Origin of the sequence: Rhodopirellula sp. MGV (assembly GCF_002251265.1) — a bacterium.
Classification (GTDB): Bacteria; Planctomycetota; Planctomycetia; order Pirellulales; family Pirellulaceae; genus Stieleria; species Stieleria baltica_A.
In genome coordinates, this window is the sequence record NZ_NPDI01000034.1 from 133,836 (window position 1) to 158,913 (window position 25,078).

Here is a 25,078-nt window from a genome sequence, read left to right on the forward strand (position 1 = left end):
CGCTAGAAAAGAATTGAAAATCGATTCACCATGAAGTTAGCAAAATTTATCGACTCTTCCGACTCGGTACGATTTGGTTGCGTTGCTGAAAACGAATTAATTCCGCTGGTTGCTAGCGACGCCTATCCGACGCTGGCGTCAATTCTGGCCGCATCCTCCCCCATGGAGGCCGTGCAGAGTTTGGCGACCGAAGCCCCAATCACAATCGACGACAGTGTCCGTTGGTTGCCGCCGATCGACCGTCAAGAGGTCTGGGCCGCCGGCGTCACCTACAAACGCAGCCAAACCGCACGGATGGAAGAATCCGAAGCGGCGGCATCTTGCTATGACCGAGTCTACAACGCAGATCGGCCCGAGCTGTTTTTTAAAGCGACGCCACACCGTGTCGCCGGGAATGGACAACCACTCCGTATCCGCGCAGACGCGACCTGGAACGTCCCCGAACCCGAAATCACCCTGGTGCTAAGCCCGAGTATGAAGATCGTCGGGTTGACCGTCGGCAACGATATGAGCTCGCGTGACATCGAAGGCGAAAACCCGCTCTATTTGCCACAAGCGAAGTGTTACGACCAATGCGCCGGCCTGGGACCGTGGATCACGCTATTCGATTCACTGCCCGCACCAAGCGAAATCACAGTGGATTTGAAAATCGAACGCGATGGCGGAATTGTGTTCGATCAACAGACCGCTGGCGACCAAATGGCACGAACCTTTGTCGACCTGGTGGGCTGGCTTTCCAAGGATAATTCCTTTCCCGATGGCGCATTCCTGATGACCGGAACCGGGATCGTACCAACCAGCGATTTTACGTTGCTGCCTGGCGACCTAGTTCACATCACCATTGCCGGTGTCGGCACCCTGACCAACCCGATCGTCCAAGGCTAACAGCCGATTGATTTTCGATTGTCGCTGTTCGCTCCGCGAACGCAGCGTTCCGTTTCGCTGCTTTTGCCCAGCAATAGTCGACATCGGTAGAAATCAACTCTGAAAATCAATTGGCCGCTAACGCCGCCTTTCCAACTCTATCGAACTCCAAGTCGACCTGATTCTATGTCCGCCAAAGTGTTAATTGCCGGTTCGTGGCGCGAAGCCGATGCCACAGGAACCTTCCAAGCGACCAACCCAAACACCAACGAAAAACTGCCTACCGAATTCCCGGTCAGCTCTTGGGCGGACTGCGACGCGGCACTGGACGCTGCCGTCGAAGCCGCACGCGAGATGCGCAAGCTTCCTGCCGCAAAAATCGCCGAGTTCCTGGAGTGTTACGCGGACAAAATCGAAGCCGCTAAAGACGCGCTCTCCGATGCAGCGTTCGCCGAAACCGGATTGGCCAAGTCACCTCGTCTGGCCGATGTCGAATTGCCACGAACCAGCAATCAGTTGCGGACCGCCGCCGCGTCATGCCGATCGGGCGACTGGGCGCAAGCGACGATCGACACCGCTACCGGTATCCGCTCGTGCTTCGAGTCGCTCGGACCGGTCTGCGTCTTCGGACCAAACAACTTTCCCTTCGCATTCGGCAGCGTCTCCGGCGGTGACTTTGCCGCTGCGATTGCGGCGGGTAACCCCGTCATCGGCAAAGCAAACAGTTCGCACCCCGAAACGACACGACTGTTCGCCGAATTGGCGTTGGCCGCAGCCAAAGAAACCGGCGTTCCGACATCGATCGTTCAGCTGATCTACCGCACCGGCCATGCCGATGGCGAACGCCTGGTCTCCGATCCACGTGTCGGTGCGACGGGGTACACCGGCAGTCGAGGTGCAGGTTTGAAGCTAAAATCAGCCGCGGACGCCGCTGGCAAGCCAATCTATTTGGAACTGTCCAGCGTGAACCCCGTGGTCATCCTGCCCGGCGCATTGGCAGCACGCGGCAACGAAATTTTGGACGAGTTCACCACCAGTGCGTTGATGGGCACCGGCCAGTTCTGCACCAACCCCGGCTTGGTGTTGCTACTCGCCAGCGATGCGACCGAATCATTCATCACTCAAGTGAAAGAACGCTACGCCGGCGGAACTCCGGGCACCTTGTTATCTCCAGCGGTCGCAACCAGTTTGAAGTCGAGCGTCGAAACACTGTGTGGTTTCGGTGCCGAGTTGCTCGCTGGTGGCGGCGAACTGGAGGCCGGACGTTGTGCACTTGCCAACACTGTGCTGCGTGCCAGTGCCAGCCAGTTCATCGACAATCCAGAAGGCTTCCAAACTGAGGCATTCGGCAATGCGTCGCTGATCGTTGTCGCCGACGACCTCGATCAACTTTGCAAAGTCATCGCGAGCTTGGAAGGTAATCTGACCGGTTGTGTTTACAGCGATCCGGCAGGCAGCGACGACGAAGCCTACGATGCCGTTGCGTTTGAGCTGACGCCTAAAGTCGGCCGTGTACTCAATGACAAGATGCCCACCGGTGTCGCCGTGTCTGCCGCGATGAACCACGGCGGGCCATTCCCTTCGACCGGGCACCCTGGATTTACCGCTGTCGGAATCCCAGCCAGCTTGATTCGATTCGGCAAGCTGACCAGCTTTGACAACGTTCGCGCGGCACGCCTGCCGGCGTTGTTGGCGGACAAGAATCCGACCGGCAAAACGCCACGCCGTATCGACGGCGTGTGGACGACCGACGACGTCGCCTAGTTAGCAGTACTGCTCACCAAATCGTCTCTCTAAACGCTGGCTGCGGGCTCTGCCGCGGCCAGCTGTGACGTGCATTGCGGACAGCGCGTCGCTCGATAGGGAATGGTTGAACGACAAAACTCGCACTTCTTTTCCGTCGGCTCTCCCGGAGCCGGTGGTTCACCAAACCGCTCATCGAGCTCTTCGTCCAAGCGGTTCACCAAGCGAATGATCACGAACATCGCGATCGCCACGATCAGCAGCGAAAGGCAGCTGTTCAGGAATACGCCGTAATTCAGTGTCACGGCACCGGCTTCCTGTGCATCCGCAAGTGTCTTGAAACCACCTTCGGGGATTTCGCCTTTCAGAACGACGAAGTGATCTGAAAAATCGGCATTGCCCGTGACCATTCCGATCGGTGGCATGATAACGTCATTGACCAACGATTTGACAACGGTTGTGAATGCGGCACCTACGGTAAAGCCGATCGCCAGGTCCAGCATGTTGCCGCGCATGGCGAATTTTTTGAAGTCTTTTATAAATCCCATCGTTGCCGCTTGATCAGAAGAATCGAAAAACAAAGTCGCGCAAGCGCGACTGAGTTGTTATAGCGCGCGGGCGAGGCACAGGGCAAAGACGCGGGAGACTAAAACTCGCTCAATTCCATCCAGCGCACTTCTGCCGCTTCCAATTCTTCGGTGACCTTCGTCAGTTGCTCGTGCAGCTTCACCGCCTTGCCCGGGTTCGTCTCCGTCAACAGTTGGGCGTTGATGTCCTTTTTTTCGTCATCCAAGCGCGCGATCTTCTTTTCCAGGTTCTTGATTTCTTTCTCGGCCTTTCGCGACTCGCGCTGGTTTTCGCGATAGCTGGTGGCCGATGCTTTGGCCTTACCGGCTGGGACTGAATTGCTGTTGCCTGACGATCGTTCTCGTTCGCCTTGATCGATCTCGCTTTCGACGCTTTCCAAGTACGAGTTGTAATCGCCAAAGTAGTTTTTGACGGTCCCGTCGCGAACTTCGATCACGTTGGTTGCGACGCGTCCCATGAAGTGCCGGTCGTGCGAGGTAAAGATGACCGTTCCCTGATAACTCTCGAGTGCCTCCGCGAGAGCTTCAACGGTTTCAACGTCCAAGTGGTTGCCCGGTTCGTCAAGCACCAACACGTTGGCCGTCCCCAGCAGCAAACCAGCCATGCACAACCGGGCACGCTCGCCACCAGAAAGCACCTTCACTTTCTTGTTGATATGGCTGTCACGGAACAGCAACGCCCCGGCCATGTTCAAGCATTCCTGCCGCGTTGTATCGGCGTTCGATTCATATTCGAGGTGCTCCAGCACGGTGCGACGCTCGTCCAAGCTGGTGTAGACGTGCTGTGCATAGATCCCCAACTCCGTCCCGTGGCCCCACTTGATCTGGCCTTCGATTGGCGACAACGAATCGACGAGGGTCCGCAGCAACGTTGTCTTTCCCTGGCCGTTGTCACCGACGATTGCCGCCCGTTGGCCGTGTTCGATTTCAAGCGAGATGTTGTCGGCAACGGTGTTGTCGGGATAGCCAATGGCCAGCCCTTCGGCCCGCATCACCGTTCCTTGACGCGGGTTAACCAGCGGGGCGCGAATGCAAACGGTCGGCTCATCGGATTGAACCTCTGTCGTTTGCAAGCGTTCGAGCTGCTTCGCCTTACTACGCGCCTGGCTTGCAGTCGACGCGTTAGCACGATTTTTGTCGATGAATCGCTGCAACTGCTTTTGCTTGGCGACCACCGTCGCGTTAACACGCCGGTCGTGCTCACGACGTTCCTCACGATGCTCCAAGAACCGATCGATCGGCCCCGTGAACATAGTCAATTTGCCACGTGAAAGCTCCAGCGTCTGTGAACAGGTCGCTTTCAAGAACGCGCGGTCGTGACTGACGATCAACGCCGCCTTATTGAAACTTCGCAAGAAGTGCTCGAGCAAAATCTGTGTGCGCAAGTCCAAGAAGTTGGTCGGCTCGTCCAACATCAACAAGTTCGGATCATTCAGCAGCAGCCCGGCCAACTTAACACGGGTTTGCCATCCACCGGACAAAGATTTGACGGGGCCGTTGAGGTAGTCGCCTTTGAGCTCAAACTGCCCGGCGACTTCGCCACACTTCCAATCCGGCTGGCCACTTTCACGCATCAGAAAATCGAGCGCTGACTCGCCCGGCTGAAACGGATCATGCTGGCGCAAGTAACCGATCCGAAGCGACGGGTGATGGATCACGTCACCTTTTTCCAGTTCTTCATCACCAAGAATCGCACGCAGGAACGTACTCTTCCCCGCGCCGTTGCGTCCGATGAATCCGACTTTCACGTCGTCAGTCAAGGAAACTTCGGCACCATCAAGCAGCACTTGATCGCCATAGCGTTTATGAGCGTCGCGAACTTGAATCAGAACGGTCATCGGAATCGAAAATCGGCTGTGAACAAAAGGGACAGATAATTAACAACAAGGATTCGCAACAGACCGAAGTCCAGACCTCGACCGCCTCAAAAGCCTTCGCCACAAGCGGCGACGGCTGGACAGTTAAAGCCTGGACTCTGGCTCGATCGCGATCGGCTGACTAGGCAGTCAGCTTCGCGGTCATTGAGGTCTTGGCGTTTGCCAACGCTTCACCAAGTTTCTCCGGATCTTTACCACCGGCCTGGGCCATGTCGGGGCGACCGCCACCACCACCGCCGACCACTTTGGCCGCGGCACCAACCCACTCGCCAGCTTTCAAGCCTTGCTTGACCAACGAATCCGAAAGGCCACCGACCAACAGCACCTTGTCACCTTGGACGGTGCCGAGCAACACGGCCGATCCGCCGGGGCTCTTCTTGCGAATCTGGTCGATCCAGCCCCGCATCACGTTCGGGTTTGCACCGGGAACTTCGGCAACCACGACCATGCACTCGCCAACCGTTTCACCTTGGGCGATCAAGTCATCGGCAGTGATCTTGCCACCGGCGGTCGCTTGCTTGAGTTGTTCGATCAAGTCGGCACGCTCAGCCAGCAACGCTTCGACACGCGCCAGCACGTCATCTTGCGAAACATTCAAGCGACGTGAGACTTGGCGAACGACATCGCGAACGCCGAAGTAATCCTCAACGTTATCTTTGGCAACGTCACCGCTGACAGCGAAGGTCGCGGCGTGCTCGCTCGGCTTGCCGCTGGTCAATTCCTTGCGGATTTGACGGACGTCTTCGGCCAGTTGCTCAACCGCACCGTTAACTTTTGATTCGTCGATCGAAAGCAACTTGGCGAGTTCACCGAGCAGCTTTTGTGTTTGCTCACGATGCTCTTTCGCACGTTGTCCGGTGAGCGCGACGATCCGGCGAGTTCCGGCAGAAACGCTCTCTTCGGCCATCAGCTCGAACGAGGTCACGTCGCCAGTGTTGCCGACGTGAGTTCCCGCACAAAGCTCTTTGCTGTATTCGCCGATCGAAACCATTCGCACCGGGTCGGGATACTTTTCGCCGAACAACATCATCGCACCCGCTTCGCGAGCTTCTGCCAGCGGAACGGTTTTCCAGCTCACAGCTCCTTTCTCGGCAATGCGAGTGACAACATCACGTTCGATCTTTGCCAAGACGCTGTCGTCGATCGGCTTTTGGTTGGTGAAGTCAAACCGCAAGCGATCCTCCTCCACCTTGCTGCCCTGTTGCTGGGCGTGCTGGCCGACATTGGTGTGCAATGCGTGATGCAGGATGTGCGTTGCAGAGTGGGCACGTGCGAGCGCGTCACGACGCGTGGTATCCACGACGGCTTTGCAGCTCACGCCTTCTTTGATTTCGCCGCTGACGAGCATCCCGTGATGGACGATCAGCCCACCGTGCTTTTGCGTATCGATGACGTTGAACTCGAAATCATCGGACGAGATCGTTCCCGTGTCGCCGATTTGGCCACCCGATTCGCCATAGAACGGCGAGTGATCGAGCACCAAGCGAAGCTCAGCATCGCCAGGGCGGCTCAGCTTGCTGAGCAATTGGCCATCATCGTCTTTTCCTTTGCCATCGCCGGTGATGATGCCTTTGACGATTGCTTCGGATTCGGTCGCGTCGTAACCGACGAACGGAGTCTCTCGGAGCGCTTCTTTGAGCGTTTCCAGCGGACCGGTCTGGAACAGTTCGACTTGGCCAGCACCGCTGTCGATTGCGTGCTGGTGCATCGCGTTCTTGTAGCCTTCCCAATCGAAGGTGAAATTACGCTCGGCCGCGATCGTCTGCAGCAATTCTGGCGGCACGCCATACGTCGTGTTCAGCGACGCGGCCTCTTGGCCAGGAACCATCACGGCGGATTCGTCTTCCATTTCGCCGAACAGTTGCTCGATGCGTTTCATGCCGCCATCGATCGTGCCGAAGAACGCTTTTTCTTCCGCCTCGATGACTTCGGTGACGCGTTCGATCGTTTCGGCCAATTCCGGATACGGAGTCTTGCTCGCGTCCGCGACCGCTGGCACCAACTTGTGCAAGAACGGCTCGCGAAGATCCATCTGATAGCCGTCCAGTACCGCGCGACGGATCAGCCGGCGGACGACGTAGCGAGCCTTATCACGACCGGGGTAAACGTTCTCGTGGATCGCGAACGTGCATGCGCGAGCGTGGTCGGTGATTCGGCGCAAGCGGCGGCCGTTGTCACTGTCCAGTTCGTACTTCACGCCGACGACTTCGCTGGCCGCGTCAACGATCGGACGCAGCGTGTCGATGTGAAAGTTCGTCGGTACGCCTTGCAAAACGCTTGCCGTCCGTTCCAGGCCCATCCCGGTATCGATGTTCTGGCTGGGCAGCGGTTTCAGGTTGTCCGGCGGATCGCCAACCCGGTTGAACTGCGTGAACACCAGGTTCCAGATTTCGACGTCGCTGCCGTCATCTAGGTTGTAATAGATTTCGCTACATGGCCCGCAAACGCCATCGGGACCTTCGCTTGGCGCCGAAGCCGGCCAGAAGTTCTCGTCCTCGTCCATGCGTGTGATGCGTTTATCGGGCAACCCGATCGACTCGTTCCAGATTTTGAACGCTTCGTCATCGTCTTTGTAAACGGTCACCGACAAACGGGCGGGATCGATGCCCAACCATTTCTTGTCGGTCAAAAATTCCCATGCCCACGCGATCGCTTCTTTTTTGAAGTAATCGCCGAACGAGAAGTTGCCCAGCATTTCAAAGAACGTGTGGTGAAACGCGGTGCGGCCGACGTTTTCGATGTCCCCGGTTCGCAGACATTTTTGACAGGTCGTCGCGCGGGTGAAGTCCAGCTTGACCTTGCCCAAAAAGTGGTCTTTGAACTGGTTCATCCCCGCAGGTGTGAACAAGACCGATGGATCCCAAGTGGGGACCAAGACATCGCTCGGTTTACGGACACAGCCTTTGGTTTCAAAGAAGTCCAGGTACTTTTCGCGTAATTCGTCTGTCTTCATGGATCGCGAACGGACGGGGGATAGAACGGGGAGATGGGTCGAGCAGTCAATATGCTCACAAACGTTGCCGATGATATCGGATGGAACGGCTTTCTCGAAGATGGCAACTTGGCGACCGATCAGGCTCGCACCGTTTTTCGGTCACGAACCGGACTTGGATTCACCTTGCGGACACAGCTAGAACGCCTTGCCCCATAAGCTCGCCCCAAAAACGGGTGGGACTAAAAAGCGAGTAGAACAATCTCGGCGATTAGATTTCTTCGGCCGGAGTCGGAATATTCGCCACCCGTAATAGGATGACGGTCTGCTCTTTCAGCTGGTTCACGTCTTTGCCGCCCAGCATCATCTCGCCCAAGCCATGGCGAGTGGCGGTTTCGGCGATCACGAAGACGTCGCCCTCGCCGCCGACGAGTTCAAACCCCAACTTGTCGAGCACCCAAGCTTGCCGACGGACGTCGATTCGAAAGGCCGCGCTGGCCTGCAAACCGTCCATTTGCATGTCGCCATAGGGGATTTCAGGACGAATCGACAGCCTGACCTCTGCTGGCGAACGCGATGGCTGCGGCGTGATCGCGAACAGAAAATGGGGATTAAGAAGCGTCCGGCCAACCGGCTGTGGCTCGTCATCGACGATAATCACATGAGCACCGACCATCGGATCGCGTACCGGCAACTCATGACGGCGTCCCAAACGCATCGGTATCGCCACGCGGCCTTCACTTTGATGGCTCGCAACGCCGGCCGACGTCAAAAAAGTATCCAACTCGTCGCGTGCTTCCTGGCTTCTCAAATCGTCGAGCCGCGATTTCAGACGGTCCGGCTGCACCGCTTTGCCGATCCGCAAGCCATTGGCGTAAAGCGATTGGCGAATCTCGGGGGACAAAACCGTCTCATCGACCCACTGCCACATTGATTGCAATTGATCGGGTTCGCTGGGATTGAATCGAATTTTGACGAACTGTGCGTCAAGTTCGATCGAACGCCTGACTTTTCGCAGCGGCGAGTTCGCGAGCGGTTTCGCCGTATCAGTCCGCTCCGTTTCGGGCCAAGACGTCAACGAAGCGCAGCCGCCAATCACGACAGCCAGCAACAAAGCGGCCATCGAAATGACGGTGGAGGAACGGCGATCGAGGCTTTTTTCGTATCTCACACGCGGGGGAGTACGCTGTTTTAAAGCCTCGCGTCAAGGCAGGTCTTAAATCGACCTTTCCGTGAAACTCGCTTTTCACTAAAGTTCGCCCGTCCCGCATCGCAAGCCACTCCCACATCCCGCAAACGTTTGAAATTGTTGTTTCAAACACCCTGAGTGGCACCGAATCAATGCAATCAAGGCCAAGGAGGAGCCTGACCATGTTGTTGGATCGCATAGACATTGACACACATGGCCCACTCAATCGTGTCGAACTGGGGCCTTTTAGCGAAGGCCTGAACGTCGTCTGCACTCCCGAAGGTTCGGGAAAGACCGCACTCGTTCGCTTTATCCGCGATTCATTGGTTCGCCGCGAATACCCGCTCGGCATGATGAGCTCTTCGGCTGGCCGAGTCGTCTGGGCCGATCAAAACGGCAAGATTCATTGCCGTCGCGAACACGATGGAACTGCCGCCGGTCGCCGCACGATCGAATTCGAAACACGGGGCGAAACCGCACATCGCTTCGACTGGCTGCACGGCAGCTGGATCAACGGCATCGCCGATTCGAACGACGCTTCGCGCGCTCTCGAGTCGATTCGTATCCCCGACGCGATCGTCGACGGTATTGTCACTGACACCGCCGTGACAAGCGTTTCACGCGTCATCGCCGCTTGCCTGACCGCCGGCCTGAACGATCCGTCGCTGTTTTCGCAATTGCCACAGAACGCATCGGCAGTCAGCGGACTTTCTCCAGCGGAACAAAAAGACGCCGAAGCACAGCGCCGTGCGATCCGAGACGAACTCGCTCGCATCGAAGCCGAACTGGCAACGATCCCCAACAGCGACACGCCTGTCACCAACAGCGAATCACGCCGCCAAGCACTCCGTGCGCGATTAAACGATCTGTACTCGCGATCGCACCGCGTCCGCGCCGGATACGGCGTTCCCTACGCGGCAAACGAAGCGACCTCCGAAGAACTGTCGTCGCTCCAACATCGCATTTGGACGCTACGTGTCCGTCACGGCGAACTGGTCCGCTGGCTTGATCACCTCAAGTCCGACCAAAATCGTATTCGCTATTCCGCGCCGATCACTTCGTCGCCTTACGCCAGCAGTTCGATGGCCGGTCCGTCGACACAACCTGGATACTCCAAACTGGAAATCGACGCCCGGCTACGCGAGCGTTTGACCGAAGTGGATGGCCAAATCATCCGCTGGCGCCGAGTGCTTGCCGAACTGAATAGCTTGCGAGACATGGTCTGGGCAGACCGTCACCGCCACGCATTGCATCAATTCGCGACCCGCACCGATGCACAGCCGCTTTCCGACTGGTGGCTGCAACGCGAACGAATGAACTACGTCGCGTCATCGCTCGACTACTTTGCCGGTCATCCACGCGTCGCGCCTTCGCAACTGCACAGTTGGGCCGAAATCGAAGCCACGCGATCGTTCGCCTGGCCCGATGAAATCGACCTGCGTGTCGAGGCGTTGATCCGCAAAATCGATTCACTGCATCACTACTATGGCCAATCGGGGCGAAGCACCTGGGCATGGTACGGTGACGCCACTGGCCAAACCTATCCGGATCTGCCGAACAACTGGGCCCGCTACCATGACGGTGGCTTGGTCGGTCACTTGCGTGCACTGCGCGAAGACCTTTCCGCGGCACGCCGTCACGGATTCGGATTCGCGAATGCACTGCCCGTCAGCACACTGCCTGTCAGCGCACCAAATGCCATCTCAGTTCGTCGCGAACGCGAAATGATGGACTTGCAAGCGAGCGAGAACTGGATCATCGCGTCGATCGAACGACTGCTCGTTCACCGCAGCCAATTGGTCCGGGATCATCGCCAAATGGAACTGGTCCGTTACCCATCGTGGCTGGACGATCGCTACTACGTCCAATCCTGGTCGCCATGGTACGTCGATCATCTGCAACAAGAGATCGCCGCACGAACGGCAGAACTGCAATCAAGTGCCGCAGAACTGGACCGCTGCGTTTCGCGTGCCTCGGAATTGCGTGTCGCACTTCGTGATTTTGCGGGACCAGCCGCTTACGACACAACAACACTTGGTGCCATCGACGCCGAAATCAATTCGATCCACGCCGAACTTGGCGCGATCGATCAAGCAAGCTTCGCCACGCCGAGTTCACCGCGATTGGAATGGCTGCAGCGACGCCGAAGTGAACTGCAAGAAAAATTGGGTGCACCACAATCGGCATACCGAAGCGCCGTCCCGTTGGCTGACGAGGCGAGTGCTTGGCTCGTGCGTTTGTCCGGCGGACGTTTGCGACGCGTCGACTGGAACCCTGCCGAATTCACCACTGGTAACAAACCAGCCGGCCGTGCTCACATCGATGGGCAAGACGAAACCAGCTGCTCGGGCGTCGACCGCGCCCTGGCAACGTTGGCAATCCGGCTTGCGGCAGGTGACCTATTGGCTCGCACTGGCCGGGCAATCCCACTGGTTGTTGAAGCCCATCGGGAATTGCTGCATGCAGCGGCACAGACCACGACGGAACCATCGGCTTCCGCACTGAATGCCAACACGCTCGAAAATGCCTACGGGCAATTTCCCGAAGTCAACTTGGCGGTCATCGCGGCTTTGAATGACTACGCCAAAAGCGGTCGCCAACTGGTTGTCCTGACTAGCGACCCTGCGTTCGCCGACCAAGTTCAGCGCCGTGGCGGTCGAGTCTTCCAAATCCAAGGCGAACGTGTTGCACATGAACATCGCCCCGTGTGGCGACCACACTACGCTTCGGAAACTTACGTCGGTCCGCATGCGGGCGCGTTCGTTCCTGGCGAAGCGGTCGACCCGCTGCTGAACGGCGATGCGATGATCGACCACTATTACGACGAATACTTCCAAGGGTTGCCAGTTGGGCAATCATTTGCCGACGTCAATCGCAACCTGGACGCCGTCTGGCAAGAGGCATACGGCATCGCAGGATACCCCGCGTCCTCGCAACATGGTTACGCGGCGACCGAGATGCCTTATCGAACGGCAAACGGACATGGCAATCCATACAACGGTGCGGTCAACGGAACGGCATTTCGCTCACACCTGCAAACGAGCAGCAATCCACAAGGCCACGGCGTTGCACCGAATGATTCCTTCGCACCGAACTACGGTGCGGCACCGGAATACGGTGTAGCGTCAAACGCTTCCGCCGCTCGAGCCTACCAATCGAAAGGGTCGATTCCGACCCAAGCACCGAGTGCCCCACATCAAACCTGGAACGATGGGTACTACTATTGCGACAGCTACACCACCGCACCACTCTCGCGGTCACAGCCGACGCAGTCGCAAGGGGAACCTAGCAACAAAGCTCGCAATGGCGAACGACCATCAAGCTCGCCATTTTTCTTGACGATCGACAGCCCAATCGACCAAGCACCCTCGGTCGATGCAGTGGCCGCAGCTCGTTTGCGTGCATTGAATGTGACTCACATCACGCACCTGATGAACCAAGACCCCAATCGCTTGGCCGACGCGCTGGGGTTGGCCAGCGTCACCGCGGCAACCATCCGTCGCTGGCAAGCTGAATGCCGGTTGGTTTGCAACGTGCCACAACTTCGTGGCTTCGATGCACGGGTCCTGGTCGGCTGCGGAATTTCGGATCCAGGTCTGCTTGCCGCAACTGATCCCAATGACTTGTTAGACCGCGTCGAAGCATTCTTGGCCACCGAACGTGGTCAACGCATCCTGCTGAGCGGAACAAGCTACGAGCTTTCCCGCATCACAAGCTGGATCGCCGCTGCCGGCGTACAACCGATGATCGACGCCGCCAATGGCCAACGCGAACGGCGCACCGTCAATGGCCGAGTCGTCCGACAGTCACGCAGCCTGTCCGGTCAAGAACGCCGTGCGATTAGCGGCCAACGCGACCAAGATTGCTATGAGTACGAATTCACCGACGACCACGGACGGATTGCTCGGGCGAGTTCCGGTCGCTCGCGTGGTAGCGCCGGACGCTCGCGTGGTAGCACTGCACGCTCGCGTGACAACGCTGCACGCTCGTCTCAATCGCGCACCAACGGTTACGCGAACGGACACGAAAGCAATCTCAACCGCCAGCGGTCTGAACAGACCAACCGAATCAACGGAAACCACGAACGCACCGACCGCGAGCCCCGTCAGTCACGCCCGGAACGCTCTCGATCGACGACCTCGTACGAGTCACGATCGTCAGCCAACGGTGTTGAAACGGAACGCTCCGGCCGGCCAGCACGCAGCCTCAAGAAACGCCGCAGCACATCCGAACGATCGCAACGAGAACGCTCGTCTGATCGAGAAGTCTACGGCGAAGACGGGGAACTCAAGTTCTACCTGCAACGAAACAGTCCCGTGGTTGACGCACCATCAATCGGATCGCGAATGGCAGAACGCCTGGAAACGGTCGGAATCATTGATGTGAACGACCTCCTCGAAGCGGACCCGGAAACCTTGGCAGATCAACTGGACCATCGACGGATCGACGCCGATGTGATCCGCGTTTGGCAGAACCAAGCGATCCTGGTCTGTCGGATCCCGATGTTGCGTGGACACGATGCTCAATTGCTCGTTGCGGCTGACGTCAACACCGCGGAAGAAGTCGCCGAATCGGATGCCGACGAACTGTTCGAACTGATCAGCCCGATCGCAAAGAGCAACGAAGGCAAACGAATCCTACGTGGCGGCAAGCTGCCGGATCTCGAAGAGATCAACGAGTGGATCAGCTACGCGAAACAGAATCGCGAACTCGTCGCGGCGTGAGTTGCGAGGCGGCCTTCATCAGCACTGATTTCAGATCAGTGCTGATCCCCAGCGATTGAATCGACACGCTTCCGCGAAATGCAGACAACAAAATAGTGCCAGGGCTAAACACCCTGGCACTTTTCGTTGATTGATCTGCTTGAAAGCGACTGGTTACAGAGTCGCGCGAAGCTTAGCAGCGTTGCCAGCTTGACCGAAGGCGGTCATACGAGCGACACAAACTTCTTTCATCGCGGTGCGTGCTGGTTTCAGATAAGCACGTGGGTCGAATGCCGATGGGTCTTCGGTTAGGACCTTACGGATCGCACCGGTGATCGCCATACGGCAATCGGTGTCGACATTGATCTTACGAACGCCGCTCTTGATACCACGTTGAATTTCTTCAACTGGTACGCCGTAAGTCTGCTTCATCTGACCACCGAACTGGTTGATGATGTCTTGCAGTTCTTGTGGCACCGAGCTGCTGCCGTGCATGACCAAGTGAGTGTTTGGGATCTTGGCGTGGATCGCTTCGATACGGTCCATTGCCAAAACTTCGCCGGTTGGCTTCGCGGTGAACTTGTACGCGCCGTGGCTGGTTCCGATCGCGACGGCCAATGCGTCAACGCCGGTTTCTTCGACAAAGCGAGCGGCTTCATCGGGGTCGGTCAGCAATTGGTCGTGCGACAGTTCGCCGACAGCACCGTGGCCGTCTTCTTGTTCGCCACCGCCCGATTCGAGCGATCCCAAGCAACCCAGTTCGCCTTCGACGCTGACGTTTTGCTTGTGTGCAAGTTCGACGACTTTCTTGGTGACGGCGACGTTGTAGTCGTAATCAGCAGGAGTCTTGCCGTCTTCTTCCAGTGATCCGTCCATCATGACGCTGGTGAAGCCGTTTTCGATGGCCGATTGGCAAGTGTCGGGGCTGTTGCCGTGATCCTGGTGCATCACGATCGGAATGTGCGGGTAGAGTTCCGTCGCAGCGATCATCAGGTGACGCAAGTAAGCGTCTTGGCTGTAAGAGCGAGCACCGCGCGAGGCTTGGATGATGACAGGAGAATCCGTTTCTTCGGCGGCTTCCATGATCGCCTGGATTTGCTCCATATTGTTGACGTTAAATGCCGCGACGCCGTAGTCGTTTTCCGCAGCGTGGTCCAAGACGACGCGAAGAGGGACCAATGCCATGATCGAGTACCTTGAGCTAAAAATGGTGTTGAAGACTTGTAGTTCGACCGGCGATTATCCCACCGACACGACAGGCCGCAAGGGCGGGCGACGATGATTCTGCTGTTGGACAACCAGGATTCTTTCGTGCATAACTTGGCGCGATATTTCCGCCTTACGGGCGCCGAAACGCGGGTTCTGCGCAGTAACCAAGTCACCGCCGAAGAAGCCCTGGACCTTGCCCCCTGTGCAATAGTGCTCTCTCCAGGCCCATTGGGCCCCGAAGATGCCGGATGTTGCGTCGATCTGGTTCGAAAAGCACCCGAACAGCTTCCAATCCTGGGGGTCTGTTTGGGCCACCAAGCGATCGGCGCCGCCTTCGGAGGAACGATCGGACAGAGCGAACCAAGGCATGGGTTGGCAAGCCCCCTGCAACATGACGGACGTGGCGTTTTTGCCGGCTGCCCCAATCCCGTGGACGTCGCGCGTTATCATTCGTTGATCGTCCGCGAAGCCGGCTTGCCAGAAACTTTAGTCGTGACCGCACGCAGTTTGGACGATCATTGCATCATGGGCCTGCGGCACCGTGACCGCCCCGTGTTCGGTGTTCAATTCCACCCCGAATCCGTCCTCAGCCCCTGCGGCCAGCAAATCATCGACAACTTCGCCGCGTTGACACGCCATCGAGCCTGAACGAAATCGTGATCCTTGAATCCATCGTGACCACCATCGACAACGCCGGGCAAGTCAACATTGCCCCGATGGGGCCATGGGTTCGTCATCCCGATCGGATGCGTCTGTCGGTCGCCGACGACCCGGGGTTTGTTCTGCGTCCCTTCGAAGGCTCGCGCACGCTGGCGAATTTGCAACAATCGCGACGGGCCACCATTCACTTGACGGACGATGTGCTGCTGCTCGCCAAGGCTGCCGTCGGACGCATCGAAGACGCGAACGACCGTGTTCGGATGCTGGTGCCGAATGATGATCTCCCCTACCAACATGCGATCCTTGATCCATGCCATCGCTGGTTTGCCGTAGAGATTGAACACATCGAAGCAATGCCGCCGCGCTACGAAATGCGATGCAGAGTGCTTGACCAAGGCATCGATGCACCCTTCATCGGATTCAATCGAGCCAAACATGCGGTGATCGAAGCGGCGATCCTTGCGACACGCATCGGCCTGATCGACGAAGCATCGCTACGCTCCCAACTCGAACAGCTTCGCATCCCAGTCGAAAAAACGGCCGGCGATGACGAACGCGCAGCTTGGGACTTGATCACGAGTTATGTCGACCGCAAGCTCAGCCAAGTTTCGGTCAATACATCAACATGAATCGAGCACCACAAACGATCCGAATCAAAACCGGTGCTCGCCTGCACTTCGGCTTGCTCGACTGCTTGCCGCCGTTTGGTGGCCTCGGCGTGATGATCGATGCGCCTGCGACAACGATCCAACTGACGCAGTCCGATCAAACGACCATTGACCCGCGAATCAGTTCGATCGGATTCGAAGCGCGCACCCGCGCGATCATGGCGCGAGCGGCAAAGCACTTTGGCTTGCCCCGGCCAATTCCCGTCAACGTTTCGCTTCTCGAATACCCGCCAACACACAGCGGATTCGGAAGTGGCACGCAGTACTCGTTGGCCTTTGCCGAATCGTACTGCCGATTGATCAGTAGCAATCCGATCGACAAGGAAACGCTCGTCATCGACATCGCCGCACGAGCTCGACGCAGCGCTGTTGGTGCCCACGGTTACTTCGTTGGCGGATTGATTTTCGAAACCAATCAAGAAAGCAGCGAACAAACAGCCGATAATCGCCTGAATGCGATCGCCGGTCGAGTCGAGACGCCGCCCGATTGGTGCGTGCTGTTGATTCGTCCCAACCAAACACCGCCACCGGTTGCCGGTGACAAGGAACAAACGCAATTCGACAAACTTGACCGGGATCCCAAACGCACCGAACGCCTGAAGCAAATCGCGATCAAAGAAGTTATGCCGGCGGCGGAGCGAGGCGACTTCGAATCGTTCGCAAACTCGATCGAAAGCTATAACTACGAAAGCGGCTTACTATTTGAAGCAGTCCAAGGCGGACCGTACAACGGCGAGGCGGTCGCAACGATTGTGGACCGGTTAAAACACCAAGGGACTAGCGGAGCAGGGCAGAGCAGTTGGGGGCCGACCGTCTTCGCGTGGTGTGAAAATCGCGAACGCGCCGATCGCCTGCGTGAATCGTTTTCGCCGAACGATTTCACGACCTTGGTTTCGTCAATCAACCCCCAAGGTCGTGTGCTTCAATCTGTCGCCCACGATTCGGTCAACAGCCATACGCTTGCCGGACATTAGCGGCCTGCTAGGTCGGCAGCTCAATCGCCGCCGATGATCGAACCGCCATCGGGCTTCTTCTTGTTGGGCTGGAACGAAAATTTGGTGGGGGCATGTTTGCGTCCCGTCCGTTTCGCCATCACGTCTGACCGGCTTTCGGCATGACGCTGTCCACCCGAACGCTTCTTAGTGGCCTTTCGTTTTCCGCCTGATGCGGAACCCTTCGAGGCACTACGTCGTTCGCGGACCTGCTCTTCTTCTTGTTCTACTTCACGGCGGCTATGTTCGACCGCCAGTTTCAATCGTTGGACCTCTTCGCGGGTCAGCTGGCGATACGCCCCCGTCGGCACATCACCCAAACGCAATGGGCCGATCGCGATGCGGCTGAGTACCTGTACTTTGTGGCCGAGACGAGCCAGGATCCGGCGGATTTCGCGGTTCTTGCCTTCACGCAACGTGATTTCCAATTCCGTCGCACGCGCACGTGACTTCAGAATCTTGGCACCTTCGACGCGGACAAAACCGTCGGAGATATAAATCCCCTTCCGCATGTTCCGCATCGTTTCGGTATCGATCTTGCCCGCAACGGTTACGCGATAGACCTTTCGCACGCCGTATTTGGGGTGCGCCAGCTGCTGTGCCAAATCACCATCGTTGGTCAGCAACATCAACCCTTGGCTGCTTTGATCTAAACGCCCCACGGGGAAGACACGTTCGCTGCGAGGGACGAGATCAATCACACGCTGCCGGCCGCGTGGGTCGGCGTTGGTGCTCAAGTATCCGGTCGGTTTGTTGACCGCGTAGTACACGAGTTTTTGTTGACGCAGTTCGACGCCATCGACGCGCACACGGCTTTTCTTGGGATCAACCGTGGTGCCAAGTTCGGAAACAATCGTGCCGTCGACTTCAACACGCCCTTCTTCGATCAACTCCTCACACTGACGACGACTGCCATAGCCGGCCGCCGCAAGCAGTCGCTGCAAACGCTGTGGTTTGTCGCGCGTACTTACCGGTTTGGTAATGGACTTGGTGCTCCCCTGCGAAGGTTTCGCTTTGGAACGCGACTTCGCTTGCGGTGCGGCGGATTCGTTGGCGTCCTCCGCGACCACATCGCGTTCGGGACGTTTACGCTTTGCCCGCGGTGCCGATGAACGGCCGGACGACGAACGACCGGACGATGAACCGCCTGAACGAGCACCTCCGGAACGTGGGCCTGCAGATCGTTGACCGCCAGAACGCTTTCGCGAAGCCGAACCACGTGGGCGGGAGGATTGTTTCTTTTTCGCCATGATGACGCTACGCACTATTCGGTGTGTTGATAGCCCTGAGGGGCCATGCGGATGTATTTGCCGGATTGCATTTTCCACAATCCGGTTCGCCCAATGATCTTGCCGACGGCGGTAAGCGGCGCTGGCAACGACGCGGCCAGCAATCGCTCGGCATCTTCAGGGCTGACAGTAAGCAGTAATTCGAAGTCCTCGCCGTCGCTCCATGCGTGATGAAACGCCGACTTGCCAGATTTGGCGCTCATGGAGGTCGCATCGGGATGAACCGGGACCGCGTCGACATCCAATTCAACGCCATAGCCGCTGGACGCGCACAATCGATCGAGATCGAGTGAAAATCCATCGCTCACATCGATCGCCGCATGAACGTCGGCGAGTTCACGGATGGCTTGAGCGAGTTCAATGCGTGGTTCGGGACGCAAGTGTCGACCGCGAAGCGAACCGCCAAAGCTTCCGCTCGCCAACACGACGTCGCCTTCCTGGGCATCGCTACGCAACCAAGGCTTTCCGCCATTAGGGACATGCCCCAGTAGCGTGACATTGATCGACAAAGGACCGTCATAAGTCGACAAGTCACCGCCGGCGATCGCCACATTGAATCGCTTTGCCGCTTCTAAGATTCCTTCGTAACAATCACCCGCAATCTTCGTCGCGTCCTGCTGGGGCAATGCCAACGTCACGATCGCGCTATCAGCAACCGCCCCCATCGCGGCGATGTCGCTCAAATTAATCGCCATCGCTTTGTACCCGATGTCCGACAGTGATTGATTTTCAGAATCGAAATCAGTTCCGTCAATGATCTGATCGGCACAAACAACAATCGGGTTTGCCGGCACACTGATCACGGCCGCATCATCACCAATCCCAACATCGACTTGGCGCATGCCACGTGTTCGACCACGGAGGTAGGCGAGGAAAGACTGTTCCATAGATGAAGTGACAAAATCAAGCGGAGCGATGATTCAATGGGCTGGATCCAACGACGGCAAATGAATGCCCCATCTCGCAGGGGCCGTGCCGTCGGCAGCCATTGGCTGAATTGAACATTGGCTTAGTCGAAAATCGTCATCGGCGCGACCAGCAGATCGCCAAAACGTTGAATTCGGTGCACCAATGCGGTGAAGATCGCGCGAAGTAATCGCGATTTATCTACCGCGTTGTATAGCGAGATCGAGGAGGCATTGCCTAGTACATAAATGCCAGTCGCCCCCACATTTGCCCTTCGCCAGGGGGCGAGAGCGCCGAATTCAGCCGTTTTTGTACGACGTAGCAAGCCCCAACGTGGGCATGAAACTGCCAGTCCGACGGGCGACCGCTCCCCCGAGCGAGTCGCCGACCCGGTGTACCAGTGAGGTCAGCTCCCCGGGGTGAAGCTATACTGAGCACCCGTGCTGCACTTCGGTCGCAGCCCGATTTCAGACAGGAAAACATTGACTTTAGTAACCGCGACCCGATGAAGATTTTGTTTAGATTTGCGTTTGTAGCCTTGCTGATTTGCCAGACCCATCTGGCCGTCGCGCAAACCCAGTTGACCGACGACCAGCCGCGCCACTGGAAAGGCAATCTGCATACCCACTCGCTGTGGAGCGATGGTGACCAGTTCCCTGAAATGATCGCGGACTGGTATCGCGAACGCGGCTACAACTTTCTGGCACTGACGGACCACAACGTCATCAGCGAAGGACAGCGTTGGAAAAGCTTGAAGTCGATCATCGATCGCAGCGACGACGGAGTGCTCGATCGCTATCGCGACCGCTTCGGTGACCACTGGGTCGAACAGCGAAAGTCCCCCAAAAACGACGAACTCGAAATCCGCCTGAAACCGCTGAGCGAGTTCCGCGCCTTGTTGGAACGCCCCAGCGAGTTCCTGATGATCCAGGCCGAAGAGATCAGTGATCGTAGCGAGGGCAAACCGGTGCATATCAACGCGACCAATGTCGCCGAGGCGTTGCAGCCGGTTGGCGGAGACACCGTCCGCGAAGCGATGCAGAACAATCTTCGCATGATCCTCGAACACGAAAAGTCGCACGGACGCCCGGTCCTGCCGCACGTCAATCACCCCAACTTCGGATACGCAATGACGGCCGAAGATTTGGCGGCGGTTGTCGCCGAACAATTCTTCGAGGTCTACAACGGGCACCCTGGCGTTAACCAACTCGGCGATGATGAGCATCCCAGCATCGAACTGATGTGGGATCAGATCAATGCGATCCGGTTTGCCGCCGGCGTCGAGCCAATCCTCGGTATCGCGACCGACGATTCACACGAATACCACGGTCGTCGCGGCTCGCGCCCGGGACGTGGTTGGGTGATGGTACGAAGCCGCTTCCTGACGCCGGAATATTTGATCCATGCGATGCGTCGTGGCGATTTCCATGCGTCCAGTGGCGTCGTTCTCAAACAACATGAATTCGACGAATCGACTCGCACTCTCACGGTCGAAATCGATCCGGCGGAAGGCGAAGATTACCAAATCGATTTCATCACGACGATGAAACCGGGAACCGATCCACACAAGATTGGAATCACCGTTTCATCCCAGAAAGGCAACTCGGCGAGTTACCAGATGAAAGACGGCGAGTGCTACATCCGGGCGCTGATCACGAGCAGCGCCGCACACACCGATCCGTCCTTCGAAGGACAGAAGAAGCAAGCTTGGACGCAGCCGGTTGGCTGGGCAAAGTAGCTCGCTGCGGCTCCGAGAGAATGACTACGAAACGTTGGCCGAATTGGCGGCCAACGATTCGATCGCGGCATCGATTTCGACATCGATGGGCTGACGCGACCGGAAGTACCGCACGTGCTGGTACCCGGCGTCCTTCAATAATCCCATCGCGACGACATACCCGTCGCCGACGCGTTCAGGAACATGCGCGTCGGCTCCCAATGTCACTGGAATGCCTCGCTGATTCATTTCACGAAGCATCTTTGGAAAAGGATTCATTTCAGGAATCCGCTTCAACATTCCGCTCGTGTTGAGTTCCATCGCGGCGCCGGTCTTTGCGATCCGATCGAGTGCCGGACGAACCAAGTCGAGTGCGACGTTAATCTCCCAAACTTCATCGGTGAAGTTCTTGATCAAATCAGGATGCGAGATCGAATCGAACATCCCCGTCTCAGCCGCTTTGGCAAGCAAGTTGAAATACGTGCGTTGGACTTCGACCAAGTCGCCTTGCCAATATCGCTCACGCCACTCGGCGATCTGTGGGTGCACCGATCCCAATACGAAATGGAAGTCAGCGCTGGCGAGTTGCTTTTCTAAGAACGCTTCGTAGCCTTCGAAATAATCCGCCTCCAGTCCCAAACAAACCTCCACGCGTCCTTTGAATTCGTCAGTCGCTTGGGCCACCAAATCCACGTACGTGTCGAACTCTTCCAACCCCATCCGAACGTTTGCCGAAAAGCCATCGGGCATCGGGTTATGGCAGGTGATGTGGATACCAGAGAGGCCACGCTCTTCGGCAACGGCGGCGTATTCGACCGGATCACCGGTCGCGTGCTTGCACAGCGGAGTGTGCGAATGAGATTCAAACAACATCGAGTCGGTTGGGGCGAAACGAGTCAACAGGTAAGTAAACGTGGTCGCGAATTCGTCGCAGACACTAAAGCGAATTGTCGGTACCGTCGACGGGATCGCTACACCACTTCTTGAGTGCCGCAATCACGTCGTCGCGTCCTTTTTGACTTGTCCAAAGGGAATCATCGATATCCAGACGGACTTCATATTCACCTTCGCATTGGCATTCTTCGTCACCGCAATAATGAGGCAAGTCTGAGACCCAGACGATGCGGTACAACGGGACATGCTTGTCGTCGACAATAACGATCGGTGAATCCACTTCAGGGCTCCATTGATTTGGTTGGGTGATGGCCAGACCATCATTTTACGTTCTCGGCTCAACGCAAGCACTCGATCAACCTGAATTCTAGTTTTCGAACCGCCTGCTCCCGCAAACCCTGGCCACTGCCGGACGTCACGTCAATGCCACTGGGACGAACGCGTCTCGGCCCCTTCGTTTGTCACACCTGCCACCGACGTTCGCCTTTTTCGCGAATCGCGACCTCAAGGCCGACTCCCGGTGCGTTTATCATGAACGGATTCCGTCCCCCAGGATTTCCCCGCCCACCAAGACTCGCCCACCCCTTCAAGTTTAATGCACTCGCCACCCTCTTGGCTCCGAAGCGATGACGTAATTCCCTTCCGAAGCATGGTCACACCAATGCTGTTTGCCATCTTGCTGGCCGGCGCGGCAGCGACACCGAACGTGTTCTCCCAGACGCTGCCTCCGTCGATTCAGGTTCGCGGTGATTTATTCACAAGCAGCGCGACATTTGCGGCCGGCAAAGGCACAGCGGCCTTTATGGGGGGCTCGATCACTGAAATGGATGGCTATCGACCGATCGTGATGGAATCGCTTCGCAAACGATTTCCGAATACCGAATTTGAGTTCGTGAACGCAGGCATCTCCTCGACGTGCTCGCACACCGGTGCGTTCCGATTTCGCCGCGACGTGCTGGCGAAAGCCCCGGACCTGCTGCTCGTCGAATTCGCCGTGAATGATGACCAAGACGCGGGCCACACTTACACCGATGCAGTCCGTGGAATGGAAGGCATCATCCGAGCCGCCCGACTCGAGCGGCCGGAGATGGACATCATCATGCTGCTCTTCGTCAATGAATCGATGCTCGAAACGATTCAACGGGGCGAAACACCCGTCAGTATCGCGGCGCACCTTGCAGTTGCAGAACGCTATGGCGTGTCGACCTGCAGCGTCGCTGTAGAACTGGCGAAACAAATCAATGCCGGCGAGATGACGTGGGCGGAATACGGTGGCGTGCACCCACAGCAACCTGGCAATCAGTTGGCTGCGAATCTGGTCGCCCAGGTTTTCGATCATGCACTGATAAAGGGGGAACGCAAAAGCGACCAACGCAGATCAGCAGACGAGCCACCTATCGACCCATTCAGTTTTTCGAATGGCCGGTATCTGGAACACGATCAGATCAACGGAAGCGCCGAATGGACTTGGCAAACACCAGACTGGAAAACGATCGCTGGTGGATTCCGTGATCGGTTTGCCAATCGTGACCTGATGGTCGCCGAACAACCGGGCGCGCAATGCTCGTTCACTTTCCGCGGGAATGCATTTGGAGCCTATGTTTTAGCGGGTCCCGATGCTGGCGTCCTCGAATACTCCGTCGACGGTGGCGAATGGAAGTCGCGTGATCTGTTTCATCGTTTTAGCAAAGGACTCCATTATCCACGCACTGTCGTCTTGGAAGCGGAACTCAACGACGGCGAGCATGAAGTCAGACTTCGCGTTGGCGAGTCAAAAAAACGGTGCGAGCACGGGACACGCGATTCGCGTGCTGGATTTCACAGCCTCCTGATTAGTACTGCCTCCTGTTCAAAGCTGCCCAGTGTTGAAAACGCAGTGTTGCAAACGATGCCTAGCTGAATCGCCGCAGGCATTCGATCAATCGATCCTGTGAGTCACCTTGGGCTAGCAGCGCCCGGTGATCGAGCAAGCAAACTTGGTCGCCAAGTTGCGCGCTGCGATTGAGCTCGCCTATTTTATTGCACCGCCGTTTGCTGCTGCGGTGCATCGAACGGAAACCGGCGCCGACCGGAAGGCCAGCGCGAATCAATGAATCGACGATGTGATCACGTTTTGGCGACAAGAAAGCGAGCTTGTAGCACGTTGCCGATGGGGCAGGGCAAATGCCGTGCAGCGATTCCACGATCCAAGGGACTTCGTCGACGATCCGTCGGACAGTGTCGGCCCGCCGCCGATTGCATTCAGCAATTCGATCGAGTTGCGGCAGCAGTGCCGCCGCTTGCAGTGAACTGACCGGAGTGGCGTCGCTGGGCCGATCCAGCCGGGCATTCAGCTTGCTCACCAGCAGCGGGTTGCGAGTCAGGATCGCGCCGCCGTTGCCAGCGGTCAGCGGTTTACTGCCACCGAAACTGAGCACGCCAAGATCCCCGTGGCTGCCAGCAAACCGCCCATCGATTGCCATCAAAGGCGTTTGGCAAGCATCTTCGACCCAGTTCCAGCCCTTGTCACGGCAGATGGCATCGATTTCGGCGACCTGAGCGGGCACCCCATAGAGGTGGGAGGCGATTACGACGTCGACTTGGTCACTTTCGATGTCGCGGAGCGAATCAGGGGAAATCGAATAGCTATCAAGAGCAGCATCGACCAGGACGGGACGTGCACCGAGCAGTTCGATGGCTCGAAAGTTCCCAGGGTAGTCGTAGGCGCAAACGGCGACATTGGCACCAGGCCCCACCCCAAGTGCCATCAATCCGAGCTCAATCCCCAACGACCCACTGCTGATCAATCGGCAAGCAAACGTGCCTGTACCACCCATTCCCCCCAACCCCCCCCCAAACACACCCAACA

At 57.4% G+C, this 25,078-nt stretch carries 19 protein-coding genes; 9 read left to right on the plus strand and 10 right to left on the minus strand.

Features of this window, described 5'->3' with window-relative positions; translation table 11 throughout:
• Positions 1-30: 30 nt before the first annotated feature.
• Both CGZ80_RS11735 and CGZ80_RS11740 read left to right on the plus strand, forming a co-directional pair.
• Positions 31-885 (plus strand): fumarylacetoacetate hydrolase family protein, encoded by an 855-nt coding sequence (locus CGZ80_RS11735; protein ID WP_094414536.1) that lies wholly within the window; start codon positions 31-33, stop codon positions 883-885.
• Positions 886-1,050: 165 nt separating this feature from the next.
• Positions 1,051-2,628: an aldehyde dehydrogenase (NADP(+)) gene (locus CGZ80_RS11740; RefSeq protein WP_094414538.1), complete on the plus strand. Its 1,578-nt coding sequence runs from the start codon at positions 1,051-1,053 to the stop codon at positions 2,626-2,628.
• A gap of 29 nt (positions 2,629-2,657) precedes the next feature.
• Here the strand turns inward: CGZ80_RS11740 and mscL are convergent, their stop codons facing one another.
• The 3 genes from mscL to alaS form a co-directional block, all read right to left on the minus strand.
• Positions 2,658-3,155 (minus strand): large conductance mechanosensitive channel protein MscL, encoded by a 498-nt coding sequence (gene mscL / locus CGZ80_RS11745; RefSeq protein ID WP_094414540.1) that lies wholly within the window; start codon positions 3,153-3,155, stop codon positions 2,658-2,660.
• A gap of 98 nt (positions 3,156-3,253) precedes the next feature.
• Complete coding sequence (locus CGZ80_RS11750; RefSeq protein WP_094414542.1) at positions 3,254-5,032, minus strand: ABC-F family ATP-binding cassette domain-containing protein; 1,779 nt, start codon at positions 5,030-5,032, stop codon at positions 3,254-3,256.
• 160 nt (positions 5,033-5,192) lie between these two features.
• Entirely contained in the window at positions 5,193-8,024 is a 2,832-nt protein-coding gene (gene alaS, locus CGZ80_RS11755) for an alanine--tRNA ligase (RefSeq protein ID WP_094414544.1), read from the minus strand.
• 51 nt (positions 8,025-8,075) lie between these two features.
• On the opposite strand from alaS, the gene CGZ80_RS27940 reads away from it, so the two are divergent.
• Positions 8,076-8,222: a hypothetical protein gene (locus CGZ80_RS27940; RefSeq protein WP_158222662.1), complete on the plus strand. Its 147-nt coding sequence runs from the start codon at positions 8,076-8,078 to the stop codon at positions 8,220-8,222.
• Between the two features lie 52 nt (positions 8,223-8,274).
• Here the strand turns inward: CGZ80_RS27940 and CGZ80_RS11760 are convergent, their stop codons facing one another.
• Complete coding sequence (locus tag CGZ80_RS11760) at positions 8,275-9,126, minus strand: hypothetical protein (protein WP_094414547.1); 852 nt, start codon at positions 9,124-9,126, stop codon at positions 8,275-8,277.
• 248 nt (positions 9,127-9,374) lie between these two features.
• On the opposite strand from CGZ80_RS11760, the gene CGZ80_RS11765 reads away from it, so the two are divergent.
• Positions 9,375-13,916: a DUF4332 domain-containing protein gene (locus CGZ80_RS11765; protein ID WP_158222663.1), complete on the plus strand. Its 4,542-nt coding sequence runs from the start codon at positions 9,375-9,377 to the stop codon at positions 13,914-13,916.
• A 153-nt stretch (positions 13,917-14,069) separates the two neighbouring features.
• Here the strand turns inward: CGZ80_RS11765 and fba are convergent, their stop codons facing one another.
• On the minus strand, positions 14,070-15,080 hold the full coding sequence (gene fba / locus CGZ80_RS11770; protein ID WP_094414550.1) for a class II fructose-bisphosphate aldolase: 1,011 nt from the start codon (positions 15,078-15,080) through the stop codon (positions 14,070-14,072).
• A 93-nt stretch (positions 15,081-15,173) separates the two neighbouring features.
• Between fba and CGZ80_RS11775 the strand changes: the two genes are divergently transcribed.
• From CGZ80_RS11775 to CGZ80_RS11785, 3 genes are read left to right on the plus strand one after another with little or no spacing between them, the layout of a single operon-like run.
• Positions 15,174-15,752, plus strand: coding sequence for an anthranilate synthase component II (locus CGZ80_RS11775; protein ID WP_094414551.1), 579 nt, complete (start codon positions 15,174-15,176; stop codon positions 15,750-15,752).
• A gap of 8 nt (positions 15,753-15,760) precedes the next feature.
• Positions 15,761-16,393: a DUF447 domain-containing protein gene (locus tag CGZ80_RS11780; protein ID WP_094414553.1), complete on the plus strand. Its 633-nt coding sequence runs from the start codon at positions 15,761-15,763 to the stop codon at positions 16,391-16,393.
• The gene (locus tag CGZ80_RS11785; protein WP_094414554.1) at positions 16,390-17,406 is read left to right on the plus strand and encodes a hypothetical protein; all 1,017 of its coding nucleotides are present in this window, start codon (positions 16,390-16,392) and stop codon (positions 17,404-17,406) included. Before CGZ80_RS11780 ends, CGZ80_RS11785 begins: the two co-directional genes overlap by 4 nt.
• A gap of 20 nt (positions 17,407-17,426) precedes the next feature.
• On the opposite strand, the gene CGZ80_RS11790 is transcribed toward CGZ80_RS11785, so the two are convergent.
• Together CGZ80_RS11790 and CGZ80_RS11795 are read right to left on the minus strand one after the other, a co-directional pair.
• Positions 17,427-18,674, minus strand: coding sequence for a pseudouridine synthase (locus CGZ80_RS11790; protein ID WP_094414585.1), 1,248 nt, complete (start codon positions 18,672-18,674; stop codon positions 17,427-17,429).
• A 14-nt stretch (positions 18,675-18,688) separates the two neighbouring features.
• Positions 18,689-19,600, minus strand: a complete 912-nt coding sequence (locus tag CGZ80_RS11795) for a thiamine-phosphate kinase (protein WP_094414556.1) — start codon at positions 19,598-19,600, stop codon at positions 18,689-18,691.
• 524 nt (positions 19,601-20,124) lie between these two features.
• On the opposite strand from CGZ80_RS11795, the gene CGZ80_RS11800 reads away from it, so the two are divergent.
• Positions 20,125-21,357 (plus strand): PHP domain-containing protein, encoded by a 1,233-nt coding sequence (locus tag CGZ80_RS11800; protein WP_094414558.1) that lies wholly within the window; start codon positions 20,125-20,127, stop codon positions 21,355-21,357.
• Between the two features lie 24 nt (positions 21,358-21,381).
• On the opposite strand, the gene CGZ80_RS11805 is transcribed toward CGZ80_RS11800, so the two are convergent.
• A complete protein-coding gene (locus tag CGZ80_RS11805) occupies positions 21,382-22,209 on the minus strand; it encodes a histidinol-phosphatase HisJ family protein (RefSeq protein ID WP_094414559.1) in 828 nt (275 codons plus the stop codon).
• Between the two features lie 64 nt (positions 22,210-22,273).
• Entirely contained in the window at positions 22,274-22,510 is a 237-nt protein-coding gene (locus CGZ80_RS11810; protein ID WP_094414561.1) for a hypothetical protein, read from the minus strand.
• A gap of 381 nt (positions 22,511-22,891) precedes the next feature.
• Here CGZ80_RS11810 and CGZ80_RS11815 point away from each other — a divergent pair, with 381 nt between their 5' ends.
• Positions 22,892-24,130: an SGNH/GDSL hydrolase family protein gene (locus CGZ80_RS11815; RefSeq protein ID WP_158222664.1), complete on the plus strand. Its 1,239-nt coding sequence runs from the start codon at positions 22,892-22,894 to the stop codon at positions 24,128-24,130.
• On the opposite strand, the gene CGZ80_RS11820 is transcribed toward CGZ80_RS11815, so the two are convergent.
• A partial coding sequence (locus CGZ80_RS11820; RefSeq protein WP_233148374.1) for a DegT/DnrJ/EryC1/StrS family aminotransferase occupies positions 24,123-25,078 on the minus strand: 956 nt, incomplete at its 5' end. The two genes, CGZ80_RS11815 and CGZ80_RS11820, sit on opposite strands and share 8 nt — an antisense overlap.